This window comes from Bacillus sp. Pc3 (assembly GCF_000815145.1).
Classification (GTDB): domain Bacteria; phylum Bacillota; class Bacilli; order Bacillales; family Bacillaceae; genus Bacillus; species Bacillus velezensis.
This window is the reverse complement of sequence record NZ_CP010406.1, coordinates 3,432,481-3,455,756: the sequence shown is the minus strand read 5'-3', so window position 1 is coordinate 3,455,756 and position 23,276 is coordinate 3,432,481. Positions and strand designations below refer to the sequence as shown.

Sequence of the window (23,276 nt, the reverse complement as noted above, 5' to 3'; positions counted from 1 at the left end):
ATCTATTCATTCGAGCCCTTACAACAATATCCTATTTCGGAGCTTCCAAACCGAATTTAATCCATTCCTCTTTTGCCGGACCGTAAATACCCGGAACAGATAAACCTGCTTGTCTCATAAGGACAGTCATTTGTCCTCGATGATGGTTTTGATGTTGAATTAAAAACATCAAAAGTGAACCATTTGGCAATTGCTGACCAATAAAGTTGACACATTCTTGAAGTGTATCGTCAGTCCATTGCGTTTTTAACGCCTGTACAAATGCATTACTGGCTTGATGATAACTCTCAGCAATAAACCGAGCCGATGCAGGAACAGGATAATCTTCGGCCGGAGCGTGAAACGTTAAATCTGTGTTTGAGGTAATGATGTGAATGGCAGCGACAGTATGCCAAGCAATACGGCCTAAAGTCCAATGTTCTGAAGTGATTTCTTGTTTAAGTGATTCATCAGTCAGATGATTCAGCAGTTTTTGTGTCGCATCGGCTTCGAATTCCCAAGATTTCAAAAAATGGTCTAAGGTTTGAAACATAAAAATCCTCCTTATCCTTTTTTGTTTTTCTATGTATCTACAGTTCAATTATAGTGCTCCGTTTAGACAAAACGATAGACAGACCTGACAATAACAGACAAAATATAAGAACATAACGGATAACTCTATACTTCTTTTTCTTCAATCGACAAAAAAAGGATAGCTGTTCAAACAGGGTTCTTCTGTCTAATATTTTTTCTTTGCGAAAGTCCATATCGTCTTAGTGATTGAACCGGAGACAAAACAGCTCCCCGTCATCATAGCCACCCAAATGAAAAATGTCGGTTCGGCGCCTATTACAATAAACATGAATATCAAGGACAAAATGAAGACAATAACAACCATCATCCATACTTTTTTAAAGATGAAATATCCTAAAATCCCTAACAGAAAAGAAGCTGCCGGAAGAAAAATAAGAATGATATACGCGGGGCTCAACAGCGGGCTAATACAAACACCTCCCAATTTCAAAACGAGGCAGTTCCGACTTTTTGTCTGATATGAAGTGATTTTTTTCATCTTGATATTACACCGCTTCATTCATTTTATACATATTATACCAATAATCGAGTCAAATATAGATATTTATTCATTTTTAACATATTTTAGAAAAACCAGAAGTGAATTAAAGTCTGAGGATAGCCCGCTTTTTCTATCCCTAGTAAGCCCTGCCGCATTGATTTTAGCCCATCATTGTTTTTGCAGCGCTAATATTCTCAAAATCGTGTACATGACGCTGCTTTCCTCATTTGATTTGATGACAAAGTGCGCCGCATCTTTTATTTCGTCAATGGCGTTCTTAACCGCAAAGCTGTAGGATGCCGCTTCCATCAATTCTTTGTCATTGCGGCCGTCTCCGAACGCCATTGTTTCATCAGCCGAAACCCCTAATAATCGCTGCAGTTCTTGTACTGTTGTTCCTTTATGTATTCCGATATTTGATATGTCCATCCAGGTATCCTCTGATGCTACGATATATAATTGGTGAAAAAATTCATGCAGCTTTTCTCTCGTTTCCGGACAGTTGGCGTCGGGGTCATGAACCGTAATCTTGATAAAATCGTCTTTTATCTCAGTAAAATCAGTTATTTTCGTTACATGTGCATAAGAGGCATTTACATATTTCATCTCACTTTCAGACAGATTTTCTTTTACGATCGCGCCATTTTTTGTGCATGCGATAATGCTATGCCCGCAGCTGATTTTTTCTAAAGCGCCTATAATTGACAGTCCCGCTTCATTGCTGATCAAAGATTCATATACGAACTTGCCGTTCTTTTTTATACGTGTGGCACTGTCTCCTAAAATCCAAAAATCGTTCGCATCTTCTCCGAATAAAGCTTCCACCCTTTCACACTGCTTCCCGGTGCAGATGGCGAAAGCGACATGCTGTTCCTCCATTACTCGTTTTGTTTTTTCAAATAACGTTCTGTCAAAATCGCCTTGATTATTTAAAAATGTACCGTCTAAATCCGTAATCACTAATTTAATCATCGTTTAGCACCTCCGCAGTTAAAACGTCTTTTTCAGACAAAGGGTTTTTCACATTTGAGGATGGAATCAATCGCATTTAAGACCCCTTCTTCATTGTTTGATTGCGTGATATGCGCCGCAGCCTGTTTAATGCTTTTATGTGCATTATCCATGGCGACTCCATATTTCACGGCAGACACCATCTCCAAATCATTGCCGCTGTCTCCGAAGGCCGCACACTCTTCATCGCCCATCCCCCATTGTTTCTGGAGGAGCTTAATCCCGCTTGCTTTATGAAGCCCCGGTATGATCAGATCTATGTCACCGTGCCCGCTTGATACAGGCGTGACGAAAGACCCGATGGCGTTTTTTAAACGGCTCAGAAGTGCGGAACAATGTTCGGCGGGAAAGCTGATGGAAAATTTTAAAATGTCATCATCGATGTTTTCAAAATGCGGCACCCTTTTTAACACATAATAATACTTACTGGCATGCAGATATTCATCTTCACCGGCATTTTCATGAATATACGCGCTTTTTTTTCCGCAGACAATGACGTTATTCACCTCATACTGCTTTAAAGCACGGATCACTGCTTTTATAGTGTCTTCAGACATCCTGCCCGCGAATAATTCTTCTCCGGCATTCACGACGAAAGCGCCATTCTCGGCAACGAAAGCGATTTCACTTTTGATTTCCGGAAAGAAGGATGTAAGCTGCGCATACTGGTTTCCGCTTGCTACGGCAAATTTAATTCCCCGCGATTTTAATTCACGATACTGATTCATAAAACGCTCTTTGTTATATGCCATTTCATCATTCAAAAACGTTCCGTCCATATCAACCGCTATCAGTTTTCATATTGTCCTCCTTTTTTCGGCCGCTTTTGTCAGAGACCCTTGAAGAGATCATGCATAAAGCGTATGAACGAATTATATCCGCAGTTGTTTTGCGCCGTAAATCATTGGCTGACGTCTTGTTTTGAATGACACAAAAAGTGATTTGTCACATAAATATAACACTATGTTTCTTTTAAAAATGATATGTTACGATTAGATGTACATTCACCATTCTCATAAAAAGGAGAATCCCCCTGCATGTTCACACACGAAATGATTGCTTCATTTAACGAGCTTGAAACTTCTTTATACAACTACATCTCCCAAAACAGCGAGAAAGTCGTCTATATGCGAATCCGTGAATTGGCAAATGAAACCCATGTATCTACGGCTTCTATTTTACGTTTCTGCAAAAAAATAAACTGTGAAGGGTTTTCGGAGTTTAAGGTGAAGCTGAAAATGTATACGGAGGCAAATAAAAAAACGATTTTAAAGAGTCCCCATCATTCCGTTGCCGAATTTTTTGAAAGAACAGTAAGCGGAGGGATGGAAGAAAAGCTGAAGGAAGCAGCAGCCCTTGCGGCCGATGCAGAAAGCGTTATTTTTATCGGAGTGGGAAGTTCAGGAATTCTCGCCGAATACGGAGCCAGATATTTTTCGTGCTTAGGGAAACTTTCAATGTATATTAAAGATCCTTACTTTCCGGCCCATTCCCATTTCCGTCATAACAGCATCACGATCGCATTATCGGTTTCAGGTGAAGGAGATTCTACGGTGACTCATCTGAATCAGCTGAAACAAGAAGGCAGCCGGGTCATCAGTATTACAAATCATAAACATTCAACCATTGCCAAAATGGCCGATGTGAATATTTCATATTACGTGACGGAAGAATGGGTTGAAAATGCGAATATCACCACCCAAATCCCCGCTATGTACATACTTGAATCAATGGCTCGGGAGATATACAAATTGAGAGAATAAATTCAGGAACGAACCACTGACACGCTGGAAATTTCGGTATTTTTGCAAAAGTGATGAGAAACCCTTCTCTGATGCCAGAGAAGGGTTTTGAGGATCACAGATGAGACACAATACAATTTGCATGGCCCGCCAGTTTATATTCTCCCAAACCGGAAGGCAGGAGAATATGATCTCCTTTTCTAAAGGGATATTCATGACCGCCTGCAATCATTATTCCGTCTCCTTCGATCACGCTGACAAGAAGGAAGGGATGATGCTGGAATAGATTTGCTTCACCTTTTACAACCCACTTTTCGACTGAAAAATAAGGACATTCTATTAAAACAGCTGCCAGCAGATCATCTGTTTGTTTATATTGAACGGTCGGCCGTTCACGGACAGATGGAATGTCTATCACTTCTATACTTTTTTCCAAATGGAGCTCGCGCATCCTGCCGTCCGCATCTTTTCTTCCGTAGTCATACAATCTGTAAGTCGTATCTGAATTTTGCTGCGTCTCTAAAATAAGTGTGCTCTTTCCAATCGCGTGTACGGTGCCGCTTGGGACAAAGAAGAAATCTCCCGGCTTTACCTTAACTCTGTTCAGGAGCCCGTCCCATTCTCCGCGCTCAATCATGGATATCAGTTCTTCTTTTGTTGTTGCGTTGTGGCCGAAAATGATCTCCGCATCTTTTTCACAATCAATGATATACCAGCATTCGGTTTTTCCAAGTTCCCCGTTTTCATGCATTTTGGCAAAGTCATCATTCGGATGCACCTGAACGGACAGGTCTTGGTCCGCATCCAAAATTTTTGTAAGAAGAGGAAAACGATCTCCTTCAAGGTTTCCGAATAAATCTCTGTGATGCTCCCACAATTTACCGAGCGTACATCCTTTATACATGCCGTTTCGAACTGTGCTCTGTCCATTTTGATGAGCGGCGAAGGCCCAGCACTCCCCTGTCCGCTCGGACGGAATATTATAGTGAAAATCACGCAGGGCGGCGCCTCCCCAAATCCTTTCTTTGAAAACCGGATTGAAAAATATCGGTTCAGTAGACATGATCATCCCCCGCTTTATTCGATTTCTTCCAGAAGCTCATACGCCTCTTCTTTTGTCTGAACGGAGAGCAGCCTTTCCCGATAGCTGTCATCCATCAGTTTTCGGGATAACATCTGCAATATTTTCAGATGCTGATTTCCGCCGCTTTCCTTCGGTACGGCAATCATAAAAATCAGTTTTGCATCAGAACCATCAAGGCTGTTCCAGTCAACACCCGAACGCCTTATTCCGAATGCGACACCCGGCGTTTTGACGGTTTCAGACTTTCCGTGCGGAATGGCGATATTCATACCTATCGCCGTGGTTCCCTGCTGTTCCCGGCTCAAAATGGCCTGCTTAAATCCGCTGTCAGACAGCAGCATACCTTTACGGGACATTTTCTCGATCATTTCATCGATAATGTCATCCCTCGTTTCGCCGGATAAATGCGGTTCAATCAAGTCCGTACTGATAATGTCAGTCAGTTTTTTGATTTCGGTCATCCCGGCTTTTCGGCTGTCAGCCTGAGATGGTTCCTTTCTTTCTTTTGCCGCTGCAGCTTCATTTGGTTCGGCAGACGGCAGCACCTCGCCGGGCGCGGGGGATTTCGCCATATCTTTCTTCAGTACATTAACCAACAGAGCGGTGACAAGAGAGCCTGCTGTTACAGCGATAAAAAACATCAGTACATGATCTACTGCTCCAAGTACAGCAACGATGGGGCCGCCGTGTGCCACTCTGTCCCCCACATGGCCGATCATCGCTATCACCGAGCCGGTCATAGAACCCGCCATAATACTCGGGATCACACGAAGGGGGTCTTGGGCCGCAAATGGAATGGCTCCTTCCGTGATACCGAAAAGGCCCATCGTAAATGATGCTTTTCCCATTTCTCTTTCTGCGGCGGCGAATTTTCTTTTTCCTAAAAACGTTGCAATCCCAAGCCCTATCGGCGGTATACAAATGGAAACGGCAATCGGGCCCATAATTTCATAATTTCCTTCTCCGATCATTGCCGATCCGAAAAGAAAGGCCACCTTGTTTACGGGTCCTCCCATATCAAAGGAGATCATCGCTCCTAAAATCAATGCCAGGAGAATTGAGCTCGAACCTTTCATTCCCGCAAGCCAAACCGTTAATGATGCGAAAATATGAGCGACGGGGGCGCCGATCAGAAAGACAAACGCCAAACCGACGATCAGTGAGGCAAACACCGGAATAATAATAATCGGCATAATCGGCTGAATTGCTTTAGGAACTTTACATTTTTTGATTCCAAGCGCCGCATATCCCGCCAAAAATCCCGCAATGATTCCCCCAAGAAATCCTGCGCCGCTTGCACTGTCGTAAAAGCTGCCGGATGCCGCAATATATCCGCCGATCATTCCGGGGACAAGCCCCGGCTTATCAGCGATGCTGAACGCGATATACCCGGCTAAAATCGGGATCATGAATGAAAAAGAAGCACTGCCGATCTGTTCAATCGTTTTCCAAAAAGACTCGTCCGGAATGACTAACCCCTTTGGTGTTTTTTCTCCTCCAAGCGTCAATGCAACCGCTATCAATAATCCGCCGACGACAATGAAAGGAACCATAAAAGAAACGCCGTTCATTAAATGACGGTAAATGGGGTTTTGTTTTTTGCCCTGCTGACTTGCGGATTCAGCTTTTGAAGCAGATTGATAGACCGGCACTCCACCGCTAAGCGCTTTTTGAATTAATTCTTCCGGTTTGCGGATGCCTTCCTGAACCCCGACAGCCAGCAGCTTTTTTCCCGCGAATCGGTCTTTGTTCACCGAGCGGTCCGCCGCGATAATGATTGCGTCTGCTTCCCGGATTTCCTCTTCGGTCAGCCTATTTTCCACCCCGATTCCGCCCTGGGTTTCCACTTTGATCTCAACGCCTAATCTGCCGGCTGCTTTTTGTAAATTTTCAGCAGCCATATACGTATGGGCAATGCCGTTCGGACATGATGTAATCGCTAACAGTTTCATATAAATCCTCCTTTGCAGTCTGAATTTCAAGATCTTGTCTCAACTTTATACTGAAATCAGCCTGTGATAAGCGCGTTTTTTTACCATAAGTTCCGGAAATAACGGCATTTTTCCCTATAAACAGAAAAAAAGCAGGGAGCCATTCCCTGCTTTTAATAGTTTAAATACGATAAAAACGTCATCACATTTTTTTCTTCCGTCAGTTTTTGAATAAATGCCGGCTGCTCGCTAAGATAGGAAAGCTCACTGAATAATTGCTTTACCTTGTTTTGATCTTCGTGTTTGACGGCAAGCATAAAAACGAGCGACACCTTTTCTGTCCCCCATTCAATCGGCTCTTTTAAGGTGGCGATTGCAATGGCTGATTGTTTGATATATTTAGAGTTTGCGTGAGGGATGGCAATACCCGCCCCGATATTTGTCGCCGACATTTTTTCTCTCATTACTGCATGAATGCCATACTCTTTTTCTACATAGCCTTTTTCATACAAAGCTTGCGCCAGCTTTTCAATGACCTGATAACGGTGCTCTGTCTCTTGCTGTAAAAAAACGAGAAAAGGAGTCGTGTCGTTCAGCATTTTAAACGTTTTTTGCTCCCGGCGGTGTGATGTATCAAGCTGTTGCATAAATGCGCTGAGCTTCTTTTCATCAGCAGACTCCAAAAGCGGTGATACGACAATATGAGGGATCGTTACATTTCCAAGCCCTATCGTAGAAATGACGAAATCTATATCTTTATGCTTTTTGATATACTCTGTCAGCTCCGCTTTTGCGATACAGTCTTTTACCGTAATGTGATGAAATTTGCGTTCAATTTTAGTCCGCAGCAATTGTGACATGCCAATGCCCATATGGCAGACGATGATCGTCCTTTTAGGGTTATGACTGCTTCGGCGCAGCCGTTCGATCGCTGCCTGAAAATGCAGCGTCAAATAGGCCGCCTCTTCTTCAGGAATATAAAGATCAAATGTTTGATTGATGTCTTCTAAAACGTCAATGATAAGATGAAACAAATAAGGGTACATTTTTTTGATGTCGTGAAGCATGGGGTTTGAAACAGAGAGATCATAGCTCAGCCGCTTCAACACCGGATCGAGATGAATGTTCAATCCGTTGATTAGTTCCTGGTCTTTATGAAAATCCAGCATTTGCAGTTCTGAAACACGATTGATCAAATGCCTGACGACTTTGGAAAGCTCAGAATCTTCAAGATCAAGCTTCTTTTCTTGCTGCGATGGATAGCGGACTTTCCCGCCTATTATATGTAAAGTTAAATAGACGGCTTCTTCCTCAGGAAACCGTATGGCAAATACCGGCTCAAGCCGTTTTAAACAAGCCAGTGTCCATTCATATTCTTTCTTCTTTTTTACCGCGTCCAGCTGTCTTGCAGAAATGGCGACCGGCTGTTTCATTTTGATACGGCGGATAGTCAGCAATGTATGCAGCAGCAAACTTTCAAATGTTTCATCCGTAAAATAGATAGAATGGTTTTTTTGTAATAACTTGATTTCTTTTCTCACAAAGTCCGCTTCATAACTTAAAAACTTACTTTTTATAAATTGGCTTGTAAATTCCGCATTATCAATCAAATCTGAAATTCGTGCCAATGCTTTTCTTTTGTTTTTTTCGTCCCCTTCAATCTTTAAGCCGAGCCGCTGTTTAGAAACCAGCGTGAGATCAAATCGCTTCAGCCACTCTTCAACCGCACTTACATCCTTTTTAATGGAAGCTCTGTTTACAAAATGCTGTGCGGCAATTTCTTTTGCGGAAATGGGCTTTGAATTCATTAATAAATCATAAGCGATGTGAAGTATTCTTTCTTCATCGGTCTTGTGCCTGCACGTAAAGTGCTCATTATAAATTTGCCGGCTTAACCGTGACCTTTCCTGTTCCGATATATGTAAATAGACGCCTAATCCCGGTTTGCGGATCAGCTGAGCTTGAGCATGTTCATTCAGGAAATCTTCAATCGTTTTCAAATCATTCCTGATCGTTTTTTCAGAACAGCGGACCCTGTCTGCGAAATCTTGCACAACTAAGTAGTCATCAGGTTCAGATAACAACAGATACAAAATCTTTTTCTGCCTTGAATTCATGTATTTCATCTGTTTTTCTATCCTTCCTGTCCGTTTCTGCTGGAGCAATTGTGATAGGTTAAATATACTGCGCATACGAAACCGTTTTCATTTTATAGTGAAACAAAAGAGTAAAAAGTTTTGTTTTTTACCGCAGGTTCCGGAAAAATCATGTTTTATACAGAGACAATTCACCTTTGATTGACGTCAAAACACCAACCGTTTTTAAACGATTGGTGTCGGCAGCGAAAACCTGCTGTTACAGCCAAAATGTTTCGCCAAGCGCTAATGCTTTCAGGTTTTCAGGAGGTAATGCAAGCCGATCCCACTCGCCGTGCAGTCTGCTTAATGCTTCCGGGCCTGTATCATCAGCAAGCCGGAATGCCCCGTAATGCATGGGAATGAAGCTGTCAGCCTTCAGCTCCAAAAACGCTTTTACGGCGTCTTCCGGATTGATATGTGACACTTGCATAAACCATTCCGGTTCGTATGCTCCGATCGGCATCAGAGCCGCCTTAATACGAAACCTCTCTCCGATTTCTTTAAAGCCTTCAAAATAGCCTGTATCTCCTGCAAAATAGATGGACTCGCCGTTTTTGCTTTCTATGACCCAGCCTCCCCAATGAGAGGTAGCGGTATCCCAAAGCGTTCTCCGTGTCCAGTGCTGGGCCGGAACAAATGATATGTTCACCCCCCGCAGCTCAAAACGATCCCACCAATTCATTTCATGAACCTTTTTGCGGCCTTTTTTGTTGAACAGCTTTTTCAATCCCGCAGGCACGTAAAAATCCGGGTTTCCTCTCAGTTTTTTTATACTCGGAAAATCAAGATGGTCATAATGCCCGTGTGAAATGAGCACGGCATCAATGTCAGGCAGTTCGCTCAATTCATATCCCGGCTCTGTCAGCCGTTTTTGAAAACCCATCCTCCGCGCCCATACAGGGTCGGTCATTATGTTAAGCCCCTGTATTTGGATCAGAAATGAAGAATGGCCGATCCATGTTATGGCGGTTTCCGTCCGATTGACGGCAACATCACGGACATCCCTTGTGACCGCTTTCGGAATGTTCTCGCTTAAGTCTTTACTTTTTTCTCTTCGTTCTTTCATCCATTTCCACATGTCCCTGAATCCATGTTCATTCTTCACGCCATTCAAGTTTTCATATCTTTTTTTCATTATCATTCTCCCTTGACACGTGTTCCATTAGATTCATCGGACATTTATACAATGTCTGTAAATACCGCCCCGCTTGCTTTGGCCAAATCTTGAGGCGCTGCTTTCAGCTGCATTCCGATTTTCCCCGCACTGACAATCATAAACTCCAGTGTTTCAGCGGATCTATCAATAAAAGTCGGAAACCTTTTTTTCATGCCGATCGGAGAGCAGCCGCCGCGCATATAGCCGGTTACTCCCAAAAGGTCCTTCATGGCAATCATTTCTATTTTCTTCTCACCTGCCGCCTTCGCAGCTTTTTTCAGATTCAGTTCTTTTGCAACGGGAACGACAAAGACGTAATAACGATCAGTTCCTGCAGATGCCACTAAGGTTTTATAAACATATTCGGCAGCGTATCCGATTTTTTGTGAAACGGAAAGACCGTCTGCGGGCTGTCCCCCTTCTGTTTTGTAACCTAATAGCTCATAGGGAATGTTTTGCTGCTCAATGATACGGACAGCATTTGTTTTCACTGTTTTTTTCGCCATGGTTTTCCTCCGTTTTTGTATTTCTTTCTGCTTTATTTTCAACTTCGATTTTAATAAAATGACCGCTCAGTTGCGTGCTTTGTAATACTCAAGTGCAAACTGTTTAAAACGCTCAGCAGCGGGAGAGAGAGCATGGTTTTTCAGCTGGGCTAACGCTATGGTGCGTTCGCATTGGTAATCTGCAACCGGTAGAAAAACGACCGGAAAGTATGAATGCTCCGCGGTTTTCGGCAGCACTGCAGCCCCCAGACCCGCGGCGGTCAGTCCTAATATGGTTGACACTTCCTCTCCTTCAAATGCGAGATGCGGGTGTATATTCAAATCCCGGCACATCAGATCAAACATATACCTCAGCCCGTATCCCGGTTTAAAACCCACAAAATCCTCGTCCTGCATCTCTTTCATTTGAATGCTTTTATTTCCTGCAAGCGGGTGGTTCTCAGGTAGCACCGCATATAGAGGCTCTTTCTCCAGCACTGTCCATTGTAAAAGCTCGCTGGGAAGCGGCGGGGAGCTGAGACAGATATCCGCATCTCCCCTTTCCACCATTTTGCGAAGCGTTTCATTTGCGCCTTGATAAAGCCGGAAGGTCACGTTTGGGTATAGCTTTTTAAATTCGGCAATCAGCTGAGGCATTAAGCGCAGCCCGAGCGTATGAAGAAAAGATACAGATATTTCGCCGTGCTCCAGGCTCATATTCTTTTTCACTTGTTCAACGCCTTCATTTAAAGCTCGTCTCGCTTGTTTTGCTTTTATTAAGAACTGCTCTCCGTGCCTTGTCAGCCGGACGGCTTTTGTCTCTCTGTAAAATAACGGCGCGCCTAATTCTTCTTCGAGCCTGATAATCGATCGGCTTAATGCCGGCTGAGAAATCATTCTTTCTTTTGCCGCATTTGTGAAATGCTGATGAGTTGCCGCCGCAATGAAGTTGTCAATTTGATGAAGCTCCATTTTCTCCTTCTCCCCTTCCTTCATAACCTACACGCATTAATTCTATAGTTATTATAAATTAGACACATTGAAATGAAAAGCGTACGATACATATATAACCAACAGTGAGAAAAGAGGGACATTCATGACGTTTATTCAGCCTCATACAAAGGCTTACAGAAAGGCCAGCTTGGCTCTGTTTATCAGCGGCTTTGTGACCTTCGCCACGCTTTACACGACACAGCCGCTTATGCCTTTGTTTTCGGAAGAGTTTCATATTTCCGCTGCGGCTGCCAGCTTAACTTTATCCATCTCAACAGCCGTTTTGGCATTTTCATTATTGGCCGCCGCTTCGTTGTCTGACGGATTCGGCAGAAAAAAATTAATGGTGCTGTCGTTAACAGCTACTTCTGTTTTAGGTCTATTAACAGCGTTCAGTCCGGCTTTTCCCGCGCTTTTGGCGATGAGAGCGCTGCTCGGTATTTTCCTGGCAGGCGTTCCGGCTGTCGCTATGACATATGTAGGCGAGGAGTTTGATCCGAAGGGCCTCGGAAAAATGATGGGCTTGTATATCAGCGGCACAAGCATCGGGGGAATGAGCGGCAGGCTGTTAACGGGGCTTCTGACCGATGTATTCGGCTGGCGGCCGGCGCTTGCCATCATCGGCATTCTTTCTATTGTATTAAGCTATTTGTTTTGGCGTTTTCTTCCGGCTCCGCGCCATTCATCTCAGCGGCATGCGGGCGTAAAATCGGCATGTAAGGAATACGGAGCGGTCCTGCACCGCAAACGGCTGCTTTTGTTAATATCTCTGGGATTTATATTAATGGGGAGTTTTGTGACATTATATAATTATATCGGCTTTCATTTAATGGCGGCTCCTTATCATTTGTCGCAGACTGTGATCGGTTTTATTTTTATTGTCTATCTCGCGGGAACGTTCAGCTCGGTCTATATGGGGAAAAAAGCAGATCTTTTCGGAAGCGCGAAAATGATTAAGATTGCGATTTTTGTTATGCTTGCCGGCGCAGCGGTGACACTTTTGCCCCAGCTTGCGCTTAAAATCGCGGGGATTGCCGTCTTTACCTTCGGCTTTTTCGGCGCGCATTCGATCGCAAGCGCCTGGGTCGGCCGCGCAGCCGGTGATCATCGTGCGCAAGCCTCTTCATTATATCTGCTTGCATACTATATCGGTTCAAGCGTGGCAGGGTCTTGCGGCGGTTTCTTTTGGACGCATTTTCATTGGATCGGTATCATTTCATTTATTTCGGTTTTGCTATTGCTGTCTTATCCGGTTTTATTTCTGGCGGAATTCAGAAAAAAGGGACATAGCCGCCTGCATGTAAATCAATAAAAACATTAAAGATTTGTGCCTTTTGTCCGATACTAAAGATAAGGCCGGCACGATACTCCCTATAACTATTCCTTTTGATTCAGTAGATTTCAAATATCGTGCCGGCTTTCTTCAATTAAAAAACATTCTTCAGTTGTCTCACTCTTCTGTTACATACCTGCCCAAACATCTTTCGCATATCTTCCTTCCGCCTGCAGCTGTTCAAGCCACTCCAAGGAAACTTTTGAATCAGTGTTATGCACCTTTTCATACGCCTGAAGCAGTACATTTTCGACAGCCGGAGCCATTTTGCTTCCGTCACCGCATATATAGAGATGGCCGCCTTGGTCAAGAAGGGCAATAATTTGTGCAGCCTCGCGAAGCAGAACATCCTGTACATATACTTTACAGTCCTGATTTAACCTGGAATACGCCCGATGCACGGTGACAAGGCCGTTTTTCTCCGCATGGTCGAATTCATCTTTGTACAGATCGTCTTCTTCAGGATGCCTGCAGCCGAAGTATAAATGAGCTTCGCCCAGGCTGTTACCGGACATTTTTTCGGCAGCCCGCGCCTGGATAAATCCCCTGAACGGCGCAATTCCTGTGCCTGCTCCGACCATAATGAGAGGCGTTTTCGGATTTTCAGGCAATGCGAAACCCGACTGCGGCGAGCGGATGAAACAGACGGCAGAATCGCCTTTTTGTAATCCGGCTAAATAGTTCGAAGCCACGCCCCGGTATTCCCCACGGCCGCTCCATGCCGGAGCCGTCACAACGCCGACTGTGATACTGAGCTCCCCGCTGGCTGCCTTCGGTGAGCTTGAGATTGAATAATAGCGCGCCTTTAAGGACGGCAGAAGTTCTAAAAAGCGCTCAAACGGCAGTTCACATGCAGGATAATCTTCAAGCAGGTCCAGCATGGTCATTCGTTTTTTCAGCACGTTTTCTTTATATGCCGCATCATCAGAATAAAGATGCTCCAATTCTTTTTGGTGCGGCGGGCACACGGTATGTGCGGCAAGTTCGCGAAGCTGGGCTCTCGTTGCCGGCTCCTGCAGCTCTACATAGGACGCCAAAAGCTCCGGCGCATTAACCGGCCGGTCCATCGGCAGATGAGGCAGCTGCCGGCCCTTGATCTTAAAGTGCTGGTTCGGATCAAGACCGAATCGGCGAATGACACGGCTGATCAGTTCCCCGCTGTTTTGCGGAAGCACCCCGAGATGATCTCCTTCCTGATACGTTTCTGTTTCAGGGAGACGCAGCTCAATATGCCGGACTGAGCGCTTGCTGCTTTCGGTATGAAGCTCTTTGTTCGTGATGACCTCTGCCTCAAATGCTTTGTACGTTTTGGCAATCGGCGTCTCGGCTGCTTCACTTACGTATTCGATTGATAGCTGTGATTTGTTTGTCTGTTTTGGAGCGGCCTCTATATGAAAAGCCTTCATGATGTCCTTCCAGAATGAGTCTTCCCAGACTTCCTGACTGTACTCAAAATCATCGGCATTGTCGCCCTCCCCGATAGAGGTCAGCCGTTTTGCCCCTTTTTCTTCAAGCACTTTGTCTATCAGGCGGGGGATCCTTTGGTAAGTGGCGGCCCAGTTGCGGTCTCCGCAGCCGAAGACGGCGTAAGAAACACCCTTTAATTCCTGATCTTCAAGGGTTTCCATCCATTTCACAAAACCCGCCGCATTATCAGGCGGCGCCCCGTTATAAGAAGCCGTAACAATAACGACCGCGCCTTTTACAGGCAGTTTCCCGGCATAATCATCGAGCGGGCCGGTTTCAGTTGAAAATCCTTTGCTTCTTCCGATATCAGCCAGCTCTTCCGCGATTCCTTCCGCAGTTCCTAAATTTGATCCGTAAAGAATGAGAAGCGGCGTTCCGTGGGACGGGATTTCTTTCGTTTCTTCTTTGTGACCGCTGCCTTCAGCTTTATGGTTTTGTACGGGCTGATGATTGGACACGTCCTTGTTTTTCACACGGATTTTAAAATCACCGGGCTTAATGGTTAGAGCTTCTTTAATCGTAAGCTCATAATCAGTATGATCAATCAGTTCAAAGTGTTTCAGGACAAGGCCGAGCACCATTGTCGCTTCCTGCAGGGCAAACTGCATCCCGATGCATGCGCGCTGTCCGTTTCCGAACGGCTTATACGCATCAGCCGGAATTGCCGCGGGATCGCTGAACCTTTCCGGACGGAATAACTCGGCATCTTCTCCCCACGCGCTTTTATCCCGGTGCAGCTGCGGAGTCAGAATCGTCACCGGCTGTCCCTTCGCAATCGGATATTTCCCGCCGAGAACCGTATCTTCTTTCGCGTACAGAGAAAATGCCGGGGCAGTCGGATACAGCCGCAAAGTCTCGTTTAGCACCATGCGGATATATGTCAGCTGCTGAATCTGCTTATATTCAGGGGTCTCTCCCGTCAGCACCCGCTCGGCTTCCTGAACGGCTTTTTTCAATTTATCTTTATTTTTCAGCAGGCAGTATATCGCAAAAGAAAGCAGCCCGCTTGTGGTTTCATGCCCAGCGATCAAAAAGGTAATGATTTGATAACGGATATTTTCATCATCCAGCCTTTCCCCTGTTACAGGGTCTTTCGCTTCAAGCATCAATGCTAAAAGGTCAGACAGATTCTCATCCGGATTTTCCCTCCGCTCAGCGATGATCCGGTCTACAAGCGAATTCATCTCTTCAATATCCTGCTGGAACTGATGTCTCGTTTTGATCATCAGCTTGTCCTGCAGGCTGTGTCTTTGTGATTGGCGCATTGCCTCCTGCAGCGCACGAAGCATACTTGTGATAAAAGGATGCTGTGTGTCGCGGTAAAAGCTGTTAAAGCGGTAATGAAATCCGCACAGGCCGATTGTATCCAGCGTCAGGCGCGTCATATCTTCGGCAACGTCAATTTCTTCATTCGGATTTAATCTGCTCCACTTCTGCACGAGCTGCATGGCAATATCCAGCATCATTGAATGATAGCCTTTCATCGCCTTCTGGCTGAAGCTCGGCAATAAAATCCGATGCGCTTTCTGCCAATTCTTTTCGTGAGTCCAGCTCGTAAATAGTCCGTCACCGCCAAACTCACGGACCTTCAGCAGGGCTTTGCTGAGATTTTTGTCAAATCGCTTTTCATCACAGACTTCTGCCGCGAGCTCGCGGCCTGATACGAAGACCCCGACAGAGCTCGGAAATTCAAAACGAAAGATCGGGCCGTATTCTTCGGCAATTTTCCAGAGCGATTGTGACAGTTTTTCTTTTTCCAAGTGAGGGAGATTTTTCAGAGGCCCGTATGTTTTCGGCTGCGGTATAGCGCTTAGCTGTTTCATATCGATCTTCCTTCCTTCGGCGAATAATTAATGAGTTCTGATGGCATCCCAAGAACATTGTTCCAATTCTTTCAGAAACGGTTTTGTTATTTCGACGCTTCCCGTCCGGACAAGCTGATAGAGTTTGAGATATGCCCCGAGCAGCAGCGCCATCAGCACATTGGACGGCAGATTGCGGAGCACGCCTTCAGACTTGCCGCGCTGAAAAAAGACGTCAAGCATCTGTGTTATTTCATCAAGAAGCTTACGGCTCGTTTCATTCAGAAAGTAGGCGTCCTTATTCGTTTCAAGAAAAAACAATGCATACTCACATTCCTTCGTAAAATCAATCAGACAATAAAACAGGTGATGAAACCCTTCTCTTACAGATATCCCCTGAAAGTCCGTTTTGACTTTTTTCATAAAACGCTGCGCACTTTCCTGATACAGTACGTTCACAAGTGTCTCTTTACTGTCAAAGTAACGGTAAATTGTGCCGGTTCCGACATCGGCCTGAGCGGCAATCATCGGAATCGTCGTGGCGTCAAATCCTCTATCTGTAAACAAAGTAAGCGACGCTTTCATAATGAGTTCAACCTTATTTGAAGCTGTCATTTCATCCCCCTTTCTAAATGCGGAATGAATATTCATTCCGTTTGTTCAAAATATTTAAAATGTACGGTCATCTGATTACCATTGTATAAGAAAAAAACTTTTTTTAATATAAAATATATGTGAAATAACCAAAAATAAGGAAATATGCCCAATTTCACAGAAAGAGCTGCAGTGACTTAAGCAGCTCTTTTTATTTCCCAAGAAATATTCTATTTAATGGCAGTAATAAAATGGAATGAATCTCTGCTGACAACTGAAATGTCTCTGAAATGCTGATCATAGAGCACCTCAATCACATCCTTTTCACTCATCCGCGAAGGTTTCAAAACCATATAGAAACACCCGTCAATTTGAAGAACGCGGTACACTTCTTTACATGCCGTGTGGTAATCGCTGACTGTTTCAGCAGTATGTAACGAGAAGACTTTATGAAAACTGCGGTCGCGGAACGGTATGCTTTCCGGCCTCCCCTGCTGAATGTTTCCGAGCCCGGCTTTTATAACCGAACGGTTTGCGCGCTGTGTTTTCCGTATTTTACGTTTCGATGTTTCTATGCTTTTAAGACTGCCCTTTTCAAGCTGTCCGATGATTTGTTTAAACATTGAGCCGTTTCCGGTCCCGATCTCCAAAATGCGGTCGTATTCCTGTATGTCCATCAAGATTTGCTGAATGACTGACTCTGCCGGTTCTGATGCAGCAAAGTATTTCGCGCGCATTCGTTTTAATGCTGAAGATGTATGTTGCAACATTGTATAACACCCGCTTTTCCATTCCTGTGATTTATTATTCAGAAATAATATTACCTCGTATTAGTACGAGGTACTAACTAGACGCACTTCTCTTCATGAACGTTTCGATTTATTTGAAATTTATATTTGTTTTCATAAAAAAAAGACGGAAAACGTAGGTTTTCCGCCTGCTCTAGTACCAATAATACGGTGCTATATATCTTGTCTGCCGGGAAAGCGCCGCCATTCTCTGCCGGCGATACGGGTTGCCGTAGCCGTGTTTAAATGAATGGGGCATTGACGCATACCCGTGCCCGATGGATGGAATTCTGTTCTGACCGCCTTGCATGCTATCACCCGCTTACCAATTTTTCTTTCTTTACCATGGTATGCAGGCCGTCTGCGACGTGACAGCAACATCCTCGCTAAACCTGGTCCTTCTCCATTGTGTAATGATTCAGCAGTTCAATTCTGAACATGATGATCTCCTCCTTCTCCTCCGTTTTGGCCCTTCGTGTCCGTTAGTTCATATAAAAATGTTTCAGCTGGCGTTCTTTCGCTTCATTATAAAACTCTTCGACCTGCTGTTCTCGTTCATACTCTTCCGCACTTTTAAAACGCTTTGAAATGGTCAGTGTTAAAAAGAAAAGATTAATGGTCATTATCGCTCACCCCCTTTCAATATCCGCACAAGCGAAAATAACCCGCAGCAAAGTTCATATGCGCTGCGGGCAGACTAAATCCGCAGACAAAAGAAGACTGTGCTTCTTTCCCTGCGGGGAGCTGCGAATGTCCTGATACTCCGAAATTAACGTGCTTGACGGGCAGAGGTTAAGGAAGGACACGAACTCTTCCACAGGCTGAATCGGTTCAATTGTAGATTTTGATTGCCGTTTAACGTCGTCATGTGATTCAACCTCCCTTTGCTTTTTTCTTACTTTGTAAGTATATCCATCAACTTCCATTTTGTAAACATTTTTTTCAAGATTTGGACGGAAAATGTGCTGGCATTCCGCTTCAATTGTCCGTGTTTTCCGGCATCTTTCTTACCTCAGGAAACTCTTTTCATCCCTTGCTTTTTCTGATCTTTTTTTGAATATGCAATAAAATAAATAAGGCCGACAAACACTGCCCCGCCGATGACATTCCCGATAAAGGCCGGAATGAGATTGCCAATCAGATCACCCCACGAAAAAGAACCTGCAAATATCGCAGCCGGGATGATAAACATATTGGCTACAACGTGCTGAAAACCAATTGCGACAAACGCCATAATCGGAAACCATATACCCGCGATTTTTCCGGCTCCGTCTTCTGCGCCGAAAGAAAGCCAGACGGCCAAACAGACAAGCCAGTTACAGCCGATCGCCGAAACAATGACTTTTCCAAACGGCATATCCAATTTGCCTTGTGCGACCGCAATTGTTTTTTCCAAGTAAGGTCCTGTTTCGGTTAATCCGACAACATGTCCGAAAAAGTAAGCGACAAACAGTGCGCCGACAAGATTCATCAACGTCACGATCACCCAATTTTTCACTAATGCACCGGCGGATATTCTTCTGGAAAACAGCGCCATGGATACCGACATCATATTTCCCGTAATCAGCTCCGCGCCGGCAAGAACGACGAGCACCAATCCGATGGGAAACACGGACGCCCCGATTAAACTCGACAGGCTTCCCCATTCTTTCGGAAGGTCGCCGATGACACGGATATCAAGCAAATAACCGAGTGCGATAAACGCTCCTCCCAAAAATCCTAATACAATCAGTGCTGAAAGCGGTGAATGCACCTTTTTTACCCCTGATTCGACCGCAAGCTCCGCTATTTCGTCCGGTTTACGAAAAGCCATAATAACCCCTCCATTTATCATTTCAGCCCGCAGTTTCCAAAGACGCCTAACAAAAAAGGCAGCATTCAACTAACCCGTCTGAAAAAACGGGGTTTGAATGCTGCCTAACTTGTATGCATACCCATACAACAATATCAAGCAGAATGAAAATATGCGGTATAGAATATGTACAGATCATGCACACATTCCATAAAAAATCGTCCTTAGGCCACTGCTGGCAGTTCATATCATATCAAATGTGACAATTTCGTGTCAATTGAATATTGTCAGCTTTTGATTTCTTCTTTATGCTCTTCAATTGAGCGGTCAAAGACAAACACCGATACAGCAATATTTTCCTCTATTTTAATATCTGAAAACAGATGCACAAGCTTTGCTCCGATGAGCTCTTCCATTCCGTCAGGCGTTTGTTTTGAATACAGCTCCTGAATTAAGCTGGTTCGCGCCGCATGAACCATTTCTCTTCCTTCAGGCGTGCGTGCGATAAACTGCTCACTTGCGCTTAGATTGCCGTAAAGTGTAGATACCGCCATGTTATCCACAAAAACGGTGTGAATTCGTTCAGGCCCCTTTCCAAATAATTCTTTGCGCAATTTCCGGATAATATCGTTAAATTCATGAATTTTTTTAGACATATTGTCCCCTCCGATTTTAGCCTATGAAAGACATTCCCGGTTCCCCTTTGTGACATTTCACTTGGTTAAAGTTTTCCTTTCGTATTGTATTATAATAAATATCACCTTATAATAAAAGCAGTGAAGATGGATTTGTAATAGGAAACGTGTTATGAGTCTATCGTTTTATACAAATAGGATTGGTCTGTTAGTAAGACTTGCTAGTGAACTATTCCGCCATGCGTATTTATACCGTTCTCCGGACAGGAGGCCGGTATCTATGTGCATGGCTTTTTTCGAGTTTAAAAGATGGAGGGGAATTGGAAGTGACAGACGTTCAGTCTATCCGTGTCAAAATTGACGGCACGGAGTATGAAGCACCAGAGGGGTCTAAGATTTTAGATATTTTAAACCAAAACGGAATTGAGATTCCGCAAATATGCCATGTACCGGAAGTGGATCCGATTCAAACATGTGACACCTGTATTGTTGAAGTAAACGGGAAATTGCAGCGCTCTTGTTCCACGGCTGCAGAAAACGGGATGTCCATCTCGCTTACGTCGGGAAGGGTAAAAGAGGCTCAGACAGAGGCCATGGACCGCCTGCTCGAGAATCACCTGCTTTACTGTACGGTATGCGATAACAACAACGGCAACTGCACACTCCATAATACAGCGGAAATGATGGGAATTGAACATCAGAAATATCCGTATACGCCGAAAGATGATTCAAAGTGCGCGGTTGATATGTCTCACCCGTTTTACCGCTATGATCCGAACCAATGCATCGCCTGCGGCCAATGTGTGGAAGTGTGTCAAAACCTTCAGGTGAATGAGACCCTTTCAATTGATTGGGAGCGCGACCGCCCGCGGGTCATTTGGGATGAAGGCGTCGCCATTAATGAATCTTCCTGCGTCAGCTGCGGCCAGTGTGTCACTGTCTGTCCTTGTAACGCCCTGATGGAAAAATCAATGCTCGGCCAAGCCGGATTTATGACAGGAATAAAAGAAGATGTCATGGAACCGATGATTGATTTAGTGAAAAATGTTGAACCCGACTATACAAGCATCTTCGCCGTGTCTGAAGTGGAAGCGGCTATGCGCGATAAACGGACGAAAAAAACAAAAACAGTCTGCACGTTCTGCGGCGTCGGATGCTCTTTTGAAGTATGGACAAAAGGACGTGACATCCTTAAAATTCAGCCTGTTTCCGATGCTCCGGTTAACGCGATTTCCACATGTGTGAAAGGGAAATTCGGCTGGGACTTCGTGAATTCGGAAGAACGGATTACAAAACCGCTCATCCGGAAAAACGGCGCATTTGTTGAATCGTCATGGGAAGAAGCTCTTGATCTTGTCGCTTCAAGACTCGGTTCGATCAAGGCCGAACACGGAAATGGTTCTGTCGGTTTTATTTCTTCTTCTAAAATTACGAATGAAGACAACTACGTCATTCAAAAATTGGCACGTCAAGTATTTGAAACCAACAACGTGGATAACTGCTCACGCTACTGCCAGTCACCGGCAACGGACGGCTTATTCCGCACCGTCGGTATGGGCGGAGACGCCGGCACAATTAAAGATATCGCAAAAGCGGGCCTCGTGCTCATCGTCGGCGCCAATCCGGCGGAAGGACATCCGGTTCTGGCCACACGCGTGAAACGCGCCCATAAACTGCACGGCCAAAAACTGATTGTTGCCGATCTGCGCAGAAATGAAATGGCTGAACGGTCCGACCTCTTTATCAGCCCGAAACAAGGGACTGACCAGGTCTGGCTCATGGCAGTAACGAAATATATGATTGACCAAGGCTGGCACGATCAAGCGTTTATTGATGAAAATGTCAACTACTTTGATGATTATAAAGAAACGCTGGAAAAATACACATTGGAATATGCGGAGCGCATCACCGGACTTTCTCAGGATACGATCATCCGCATTGCCGAAATGATTCGTGATGCAGACGGCACTTGTGTTCTTTGGGGCATGGGCGTTACTCAAAATACAGGCGGCTCTGATACATCAGCGGCGATTTCCAACCTGCTGCTTGCCACAGGAAACTACCGCCGTCCGGGCGCCGGAGCCTATCCGCTGCGGGGACATAACAACGTTCAAGGCGCTTGCGATATGGGAACTCTTCCAGGCTGGCTTCCGGGGTATCAGCATATTACCGATGATGCGGCACGCGCTAAATTCGAAAAAGCTTACGGTGTTGAAATTGACGGCAAGCCGGGTCTTGATAATATCGAAATGCTCCATGCGATTGAAGAAGGAAACATGAAAGCCATGTATCTCGTCGGTGAAGATATGGCGCTCGTTGATTCAAACGCCAACCATGTTCATGACATTTTATCCAGCCTTGATTTCTTTGTTGTGCAGGATATTTTCCTTTCAAGAACGGCGCAATACGCGGATGTCATCCTGCCTGCGGTTCCATCTCTTGAAAAAGACGGAACATTTACAAACACAGAGCGGCGTGTGCAAAGGTTGTATCAGGCGCTTCCGACACTCGGCGATGCAAAACCCGACTGGTGGATTATTCAGGAAGTCGCCAATCGTTTAGGCGCTGATTGGAATTACACGCATCCTAGCGACATTTTCTCAGAAATGGCGAGCCTTTCTCCGCTGTTCGGAAAAGCAAGCTACGACGTTCTTAGCGGCTGGAACAGCTTCCTATGGGGAAGCTTTACGGGAGAAAGCACTCCGCTTCTTTATGAAGACGGCTTTAACTTCCCGGACAAAAAAGCCCGTTTTGCGCTGAGCGATTGGGTGGAGCCTGCTGTATTCCCTGAAGAATATGACCTGCATATTAACAATGGACGGATGCTTGAACATTTCCACGAAGGAAACATGACAAACAAGTCAAAAGGCATTCAGTCTAAAGTTCCGGATGTATTTGTTGAAGTATCGCCGGAGCTCGCGGCTGAACGCGGAATTTGCGACGGGACAATGATCCGGCTCGTCTCTCCTTTTGGGGCGGTTAAATTGAACGCGCTTGTGACAGACCGAGTCCGCGCAAATGAGCTTTATCTGCCGATGAACTCTACAGATAAAGATTCTGCGATTAATTTCCTGACCGGGCCTGCGTATGATTCACGGACACATACACCTGCCTATAAGCAGACAAAAGTCCGCATGGAAGTGCTTGGTTCCTGTGATACTCCGCCGCTTCCGAAAACGAATCCGCGGAACAAAAAACGTCATCCGCAAAACGGTGTGGAAGCTCAGCGAAAATGGAACCGTCCGGGCTATGTGCACTTAACTGATTAAGG

20 protein-coding genes are annotated in these 23,276 nt (G+C 44.9%); 3 read left to right on the top strand and 17 right to left on the bottom strand.

The features are described from left to right. Positions 1-31: 31 nt before the first annotated feature. From SB24_RS16620 to SB24_RS16605, 4 genes are all read right to left on the bottom strand, one after another. The gene (locus SB24_RS16620) at positions 32-532 is read right to left on the bottom strand and encodes a DinB family protein (protein WP_015417882.1); all 501 of its coding nucleotides are present in this window, start codon (positions 530-532) and stop codon (positions 32-34) included. 186 nt (positions 533-718) lie between these two features. Further along, positions 719-1,051 carry a DUF2651 family protein gene (locus tag SB24_RS16615; RefSeq protein WP_077392153.1) on the bottom strand — a complete coding sequence of 111 codons (333 nt, stop codon included), beginning with the start codon at positions 1,049-1,051 and terminating at the stop codon, positions 719-721. Between the two features lie 171 nt (positions 1,052-1,222). After that, positions 1,223-2,026, bottom strand: a complete 804-nt coding sequence (locus SB24_RS16610; protein WP_015417883.1) for an HAD-IIB family hydrolase — start codon at positions 2,024-2,026, stop codon at positions 1,223-1,225. 32 nt (positions 2,027-2,058) lie between these two features. Next, complete coding sequence (locus SB24_RS16605) at positions 2,059-2,844, bottom strand: Cof-type HAD-IIB family hydrolase (protein WP_015417884.1); 786 nt, start codon at positions 2,842-2,844, stop codon at positions 2,059-2,061. Positions 2,845-3,102: 258 nt separating this feature from the next. On the opposite strand from SB24_RS16605, the gene SB24_RS16600 reads away from it, so the two are divergent. Further along, positions 3,103-3,828 carry a MurR/RpiR family transcriptional regulator gene (locus SB24_RS16600; RefSeq protein WP_015417885.1) on the top strand — a complete coding sequence of 242 codons (726 nt, stop codon included), beginning with the start codon at positions 3,103-3,105 and terminating at the stop codon, positions 3,826-3,828. Between the two features lie 94 nt (positions 3,829-3,922). Here the strand turns inward: SB24_RS16600 and manA are convergent, their stop codons facing one another. The 6 genes from manA to SB24_RS16570 form a co-directional block, all read right to left on the bottom strand. After that, positions 3,923-4,870 (bottom strand): mannose-6-phosphate isomerase, class I, encoded by a 948-nt coding sequence (gene manA / locus SB24_RS16595; RefSeq protein WP_033574160.1) that lies wholly within the window; start codon positions 4,868-4,870, stop codon positions 3,923-3,925. Between the two features lie 14 nt (positions 4,871-4,884). Next, the gene (locus SB24_RS16590; protein WP_033574161.1) at positions 4,885-6,843 is read right to left on the bottom strand and encodes a fructose-specific PTS transporter subunit EIIC; all 1,959 of its coding nucleotides are present in this window, start codon (positions 6,841-6,843) and stop codon (positions 4,885-4,887) included. Positions 6,844-6,995: 152 nt separating this feature from the next. Further along, positions 6,996-8,948: a mannose transport/utilization transcriptional regulator ManR gene (locus SB24_RS16585; RefSeq protein ID WP_015417888.1), complete on the bottom strand. Its 1,953-nt coding sequence runs from the start codon at positions 8,946-8,948 to the stop codon at positions 6,996-6,998. Positions 8,949-9,177: 229 nt separating this feature from the next. Further along, on the bottom strand, positions 9,178-10,095 hold the full coding sequence (locus tag SB24_RS16580; RefSeq protein ID WP_033574162.1) for an MBL fold metallo-hydrolase: 918 nt from the start codon (positions 10,093-10,095) through the stop codon (positions 9,178-9,180). Between the two features lie 44 nt (positions 10,096-10,139). Further along, positions 10,140-10,622, bottom strand: coding sequence for a Cys-tRNA(Pro) deacylase (ybaK, locus tag SB24_RS16575; RefSeq protein ID WP_033574163.1), 483 nt, complete (start codon positions 10,620-10,622; stop codon positions 10,140-10,142). Between the two features lie 66 nt (positions 10,623-10,688). After that, positions 10,689-11,573 (bottom strand): LysR family transcriptional regulator, encoded by an 885-nt coding sequence (locus SB24_RS16570; protein WP_033574164.1) that lies wholly within the window; start codon positions 11,571-11,573, stop codon positions 10,689-10,691. Between the two features lie 124 nt (positions 11,574-11,697). On the opposite strand from SB24_RS16570, the gene SB24_RS16565 reads away from it, so the two are divergent. Then, positions 11,698-12,906, top strand: coding sequence for an MFS transporter (locus SB24_RS16565; protein ID WP_015417891.1), 1,209 nt, complete (start codon positions 11,698-11,700; stop codon positions 12,904-12,906). Positions 12,907-13,055: 149 nt separating this feature from the next. Here SB24_RS16565 and SB24_RS16560 read toward each other — a convergent pair whose 3' ends face one another. The 7 genes from SB24_RS16560 to SB24_RS16540 form a co-directional block, all read right to left on the bottom strand. Next, complete coding sequence (locus SB24_RS16560; protein ID WP_015417892.1) at positions 13,056-16,217, bottom strand: bifunctional cytochrome P450/NADPH--P450 reductase; 3,162 nt, start codon at positions 16,215-16,217, stop codon at positions 13,056-13,058. A gap of 27 nt (positions 16,218-16,244) precedes the next feature. Continuing rightward, positions 16,245-16,811 (bottom strand): TetR/AcrR family transcriptional regulator, encoded by a 567-nt coding sequence (locus tag SB24_RS16555; protein WP_039254393.1) that lies wholly within the window; start codon positions 16,809-16,811, stop codon positions 16,245-16,247. A 209-nt stretch (positions 16,812-17,020) separates the two neighbouring features. Beyond that, positions 17,021-17,560 (bottom strand): class I SAM-dependent methyltransferase, encoded by a 540-nt coding sequence (locus SB24_RS16550; RefSeq protein WP_039254391.1) that lies wholly within the window; start codon positions 17,558-17,560, stop codon positions 17,021-17,023. A gap of 172 nt (positions 17,561-17,732) precedes the next feature. Continuing rightward, positions 17,733-17,888 (bottom strand): hypothetical protein, encoded by a 156-nt coding sequence (locus SB24_RS20255; RefSeq protein ID WP_007408227.1) that lies wholly within the window; start codon positions 17,886-17,888, stop codon positions 17,733-17,735. 172 nt (positions 17,889-18,060) lie between these two features. Beyond that, positions 18,061-18,201, bottom strand: a complete 141-nt coding sequence (locus tag SB24_RS19760) for a YrzI family small protein (RefSeq protein WP_003152787.1) — start codon at positions 18,199-18,201, stop codon at positions 18,061-18,063. A 389-nt stretch (positions 18,202-18,590) separates the two neighbouring features. Further along, the gene (locus SB24_RS16545; protein ID WP_007408225.1) at positions 18,591-19,391 is read right to left on the bottom strand and encodes a formate/nitrite transporter family protein; all 801 of its coding nucleotides are present in this window, start codon (positions 19,389-19,391) and stop codon (positions 18,591-18,593) included. Between the two features lie 266 nt (positions 19,392-19,657). After that, positions 19,658-20,026, bottom strand: coding sequence for a Na-translocating system protein MpsC family protein (locus SB24_RS16540; RefSeq protein ID WP_007408224.1), 369 nt, complete (start codon positions 20,024-20,026; stop codon positions 19,658-19,660). A gap of 305 nt (positions 20,027-20,331) precedes the next feature. On the opposite strand from SB24_RS16540, the gene fdhF reads away from it, so the two are divergent. Then, complete coding sequence (fdhF, locus tag SB24_RS16535) at positions 20,332-23,274, top strand: formate dehydrogenase subunit alpha (RefSeq protein ID WP_087920802.1); 2,943 nt, start codon at positions 20,332-20,334, stop codon at positions 23,272-23,274. Positions 23,275-23,276: the final 2 nt, after the last annotated feature.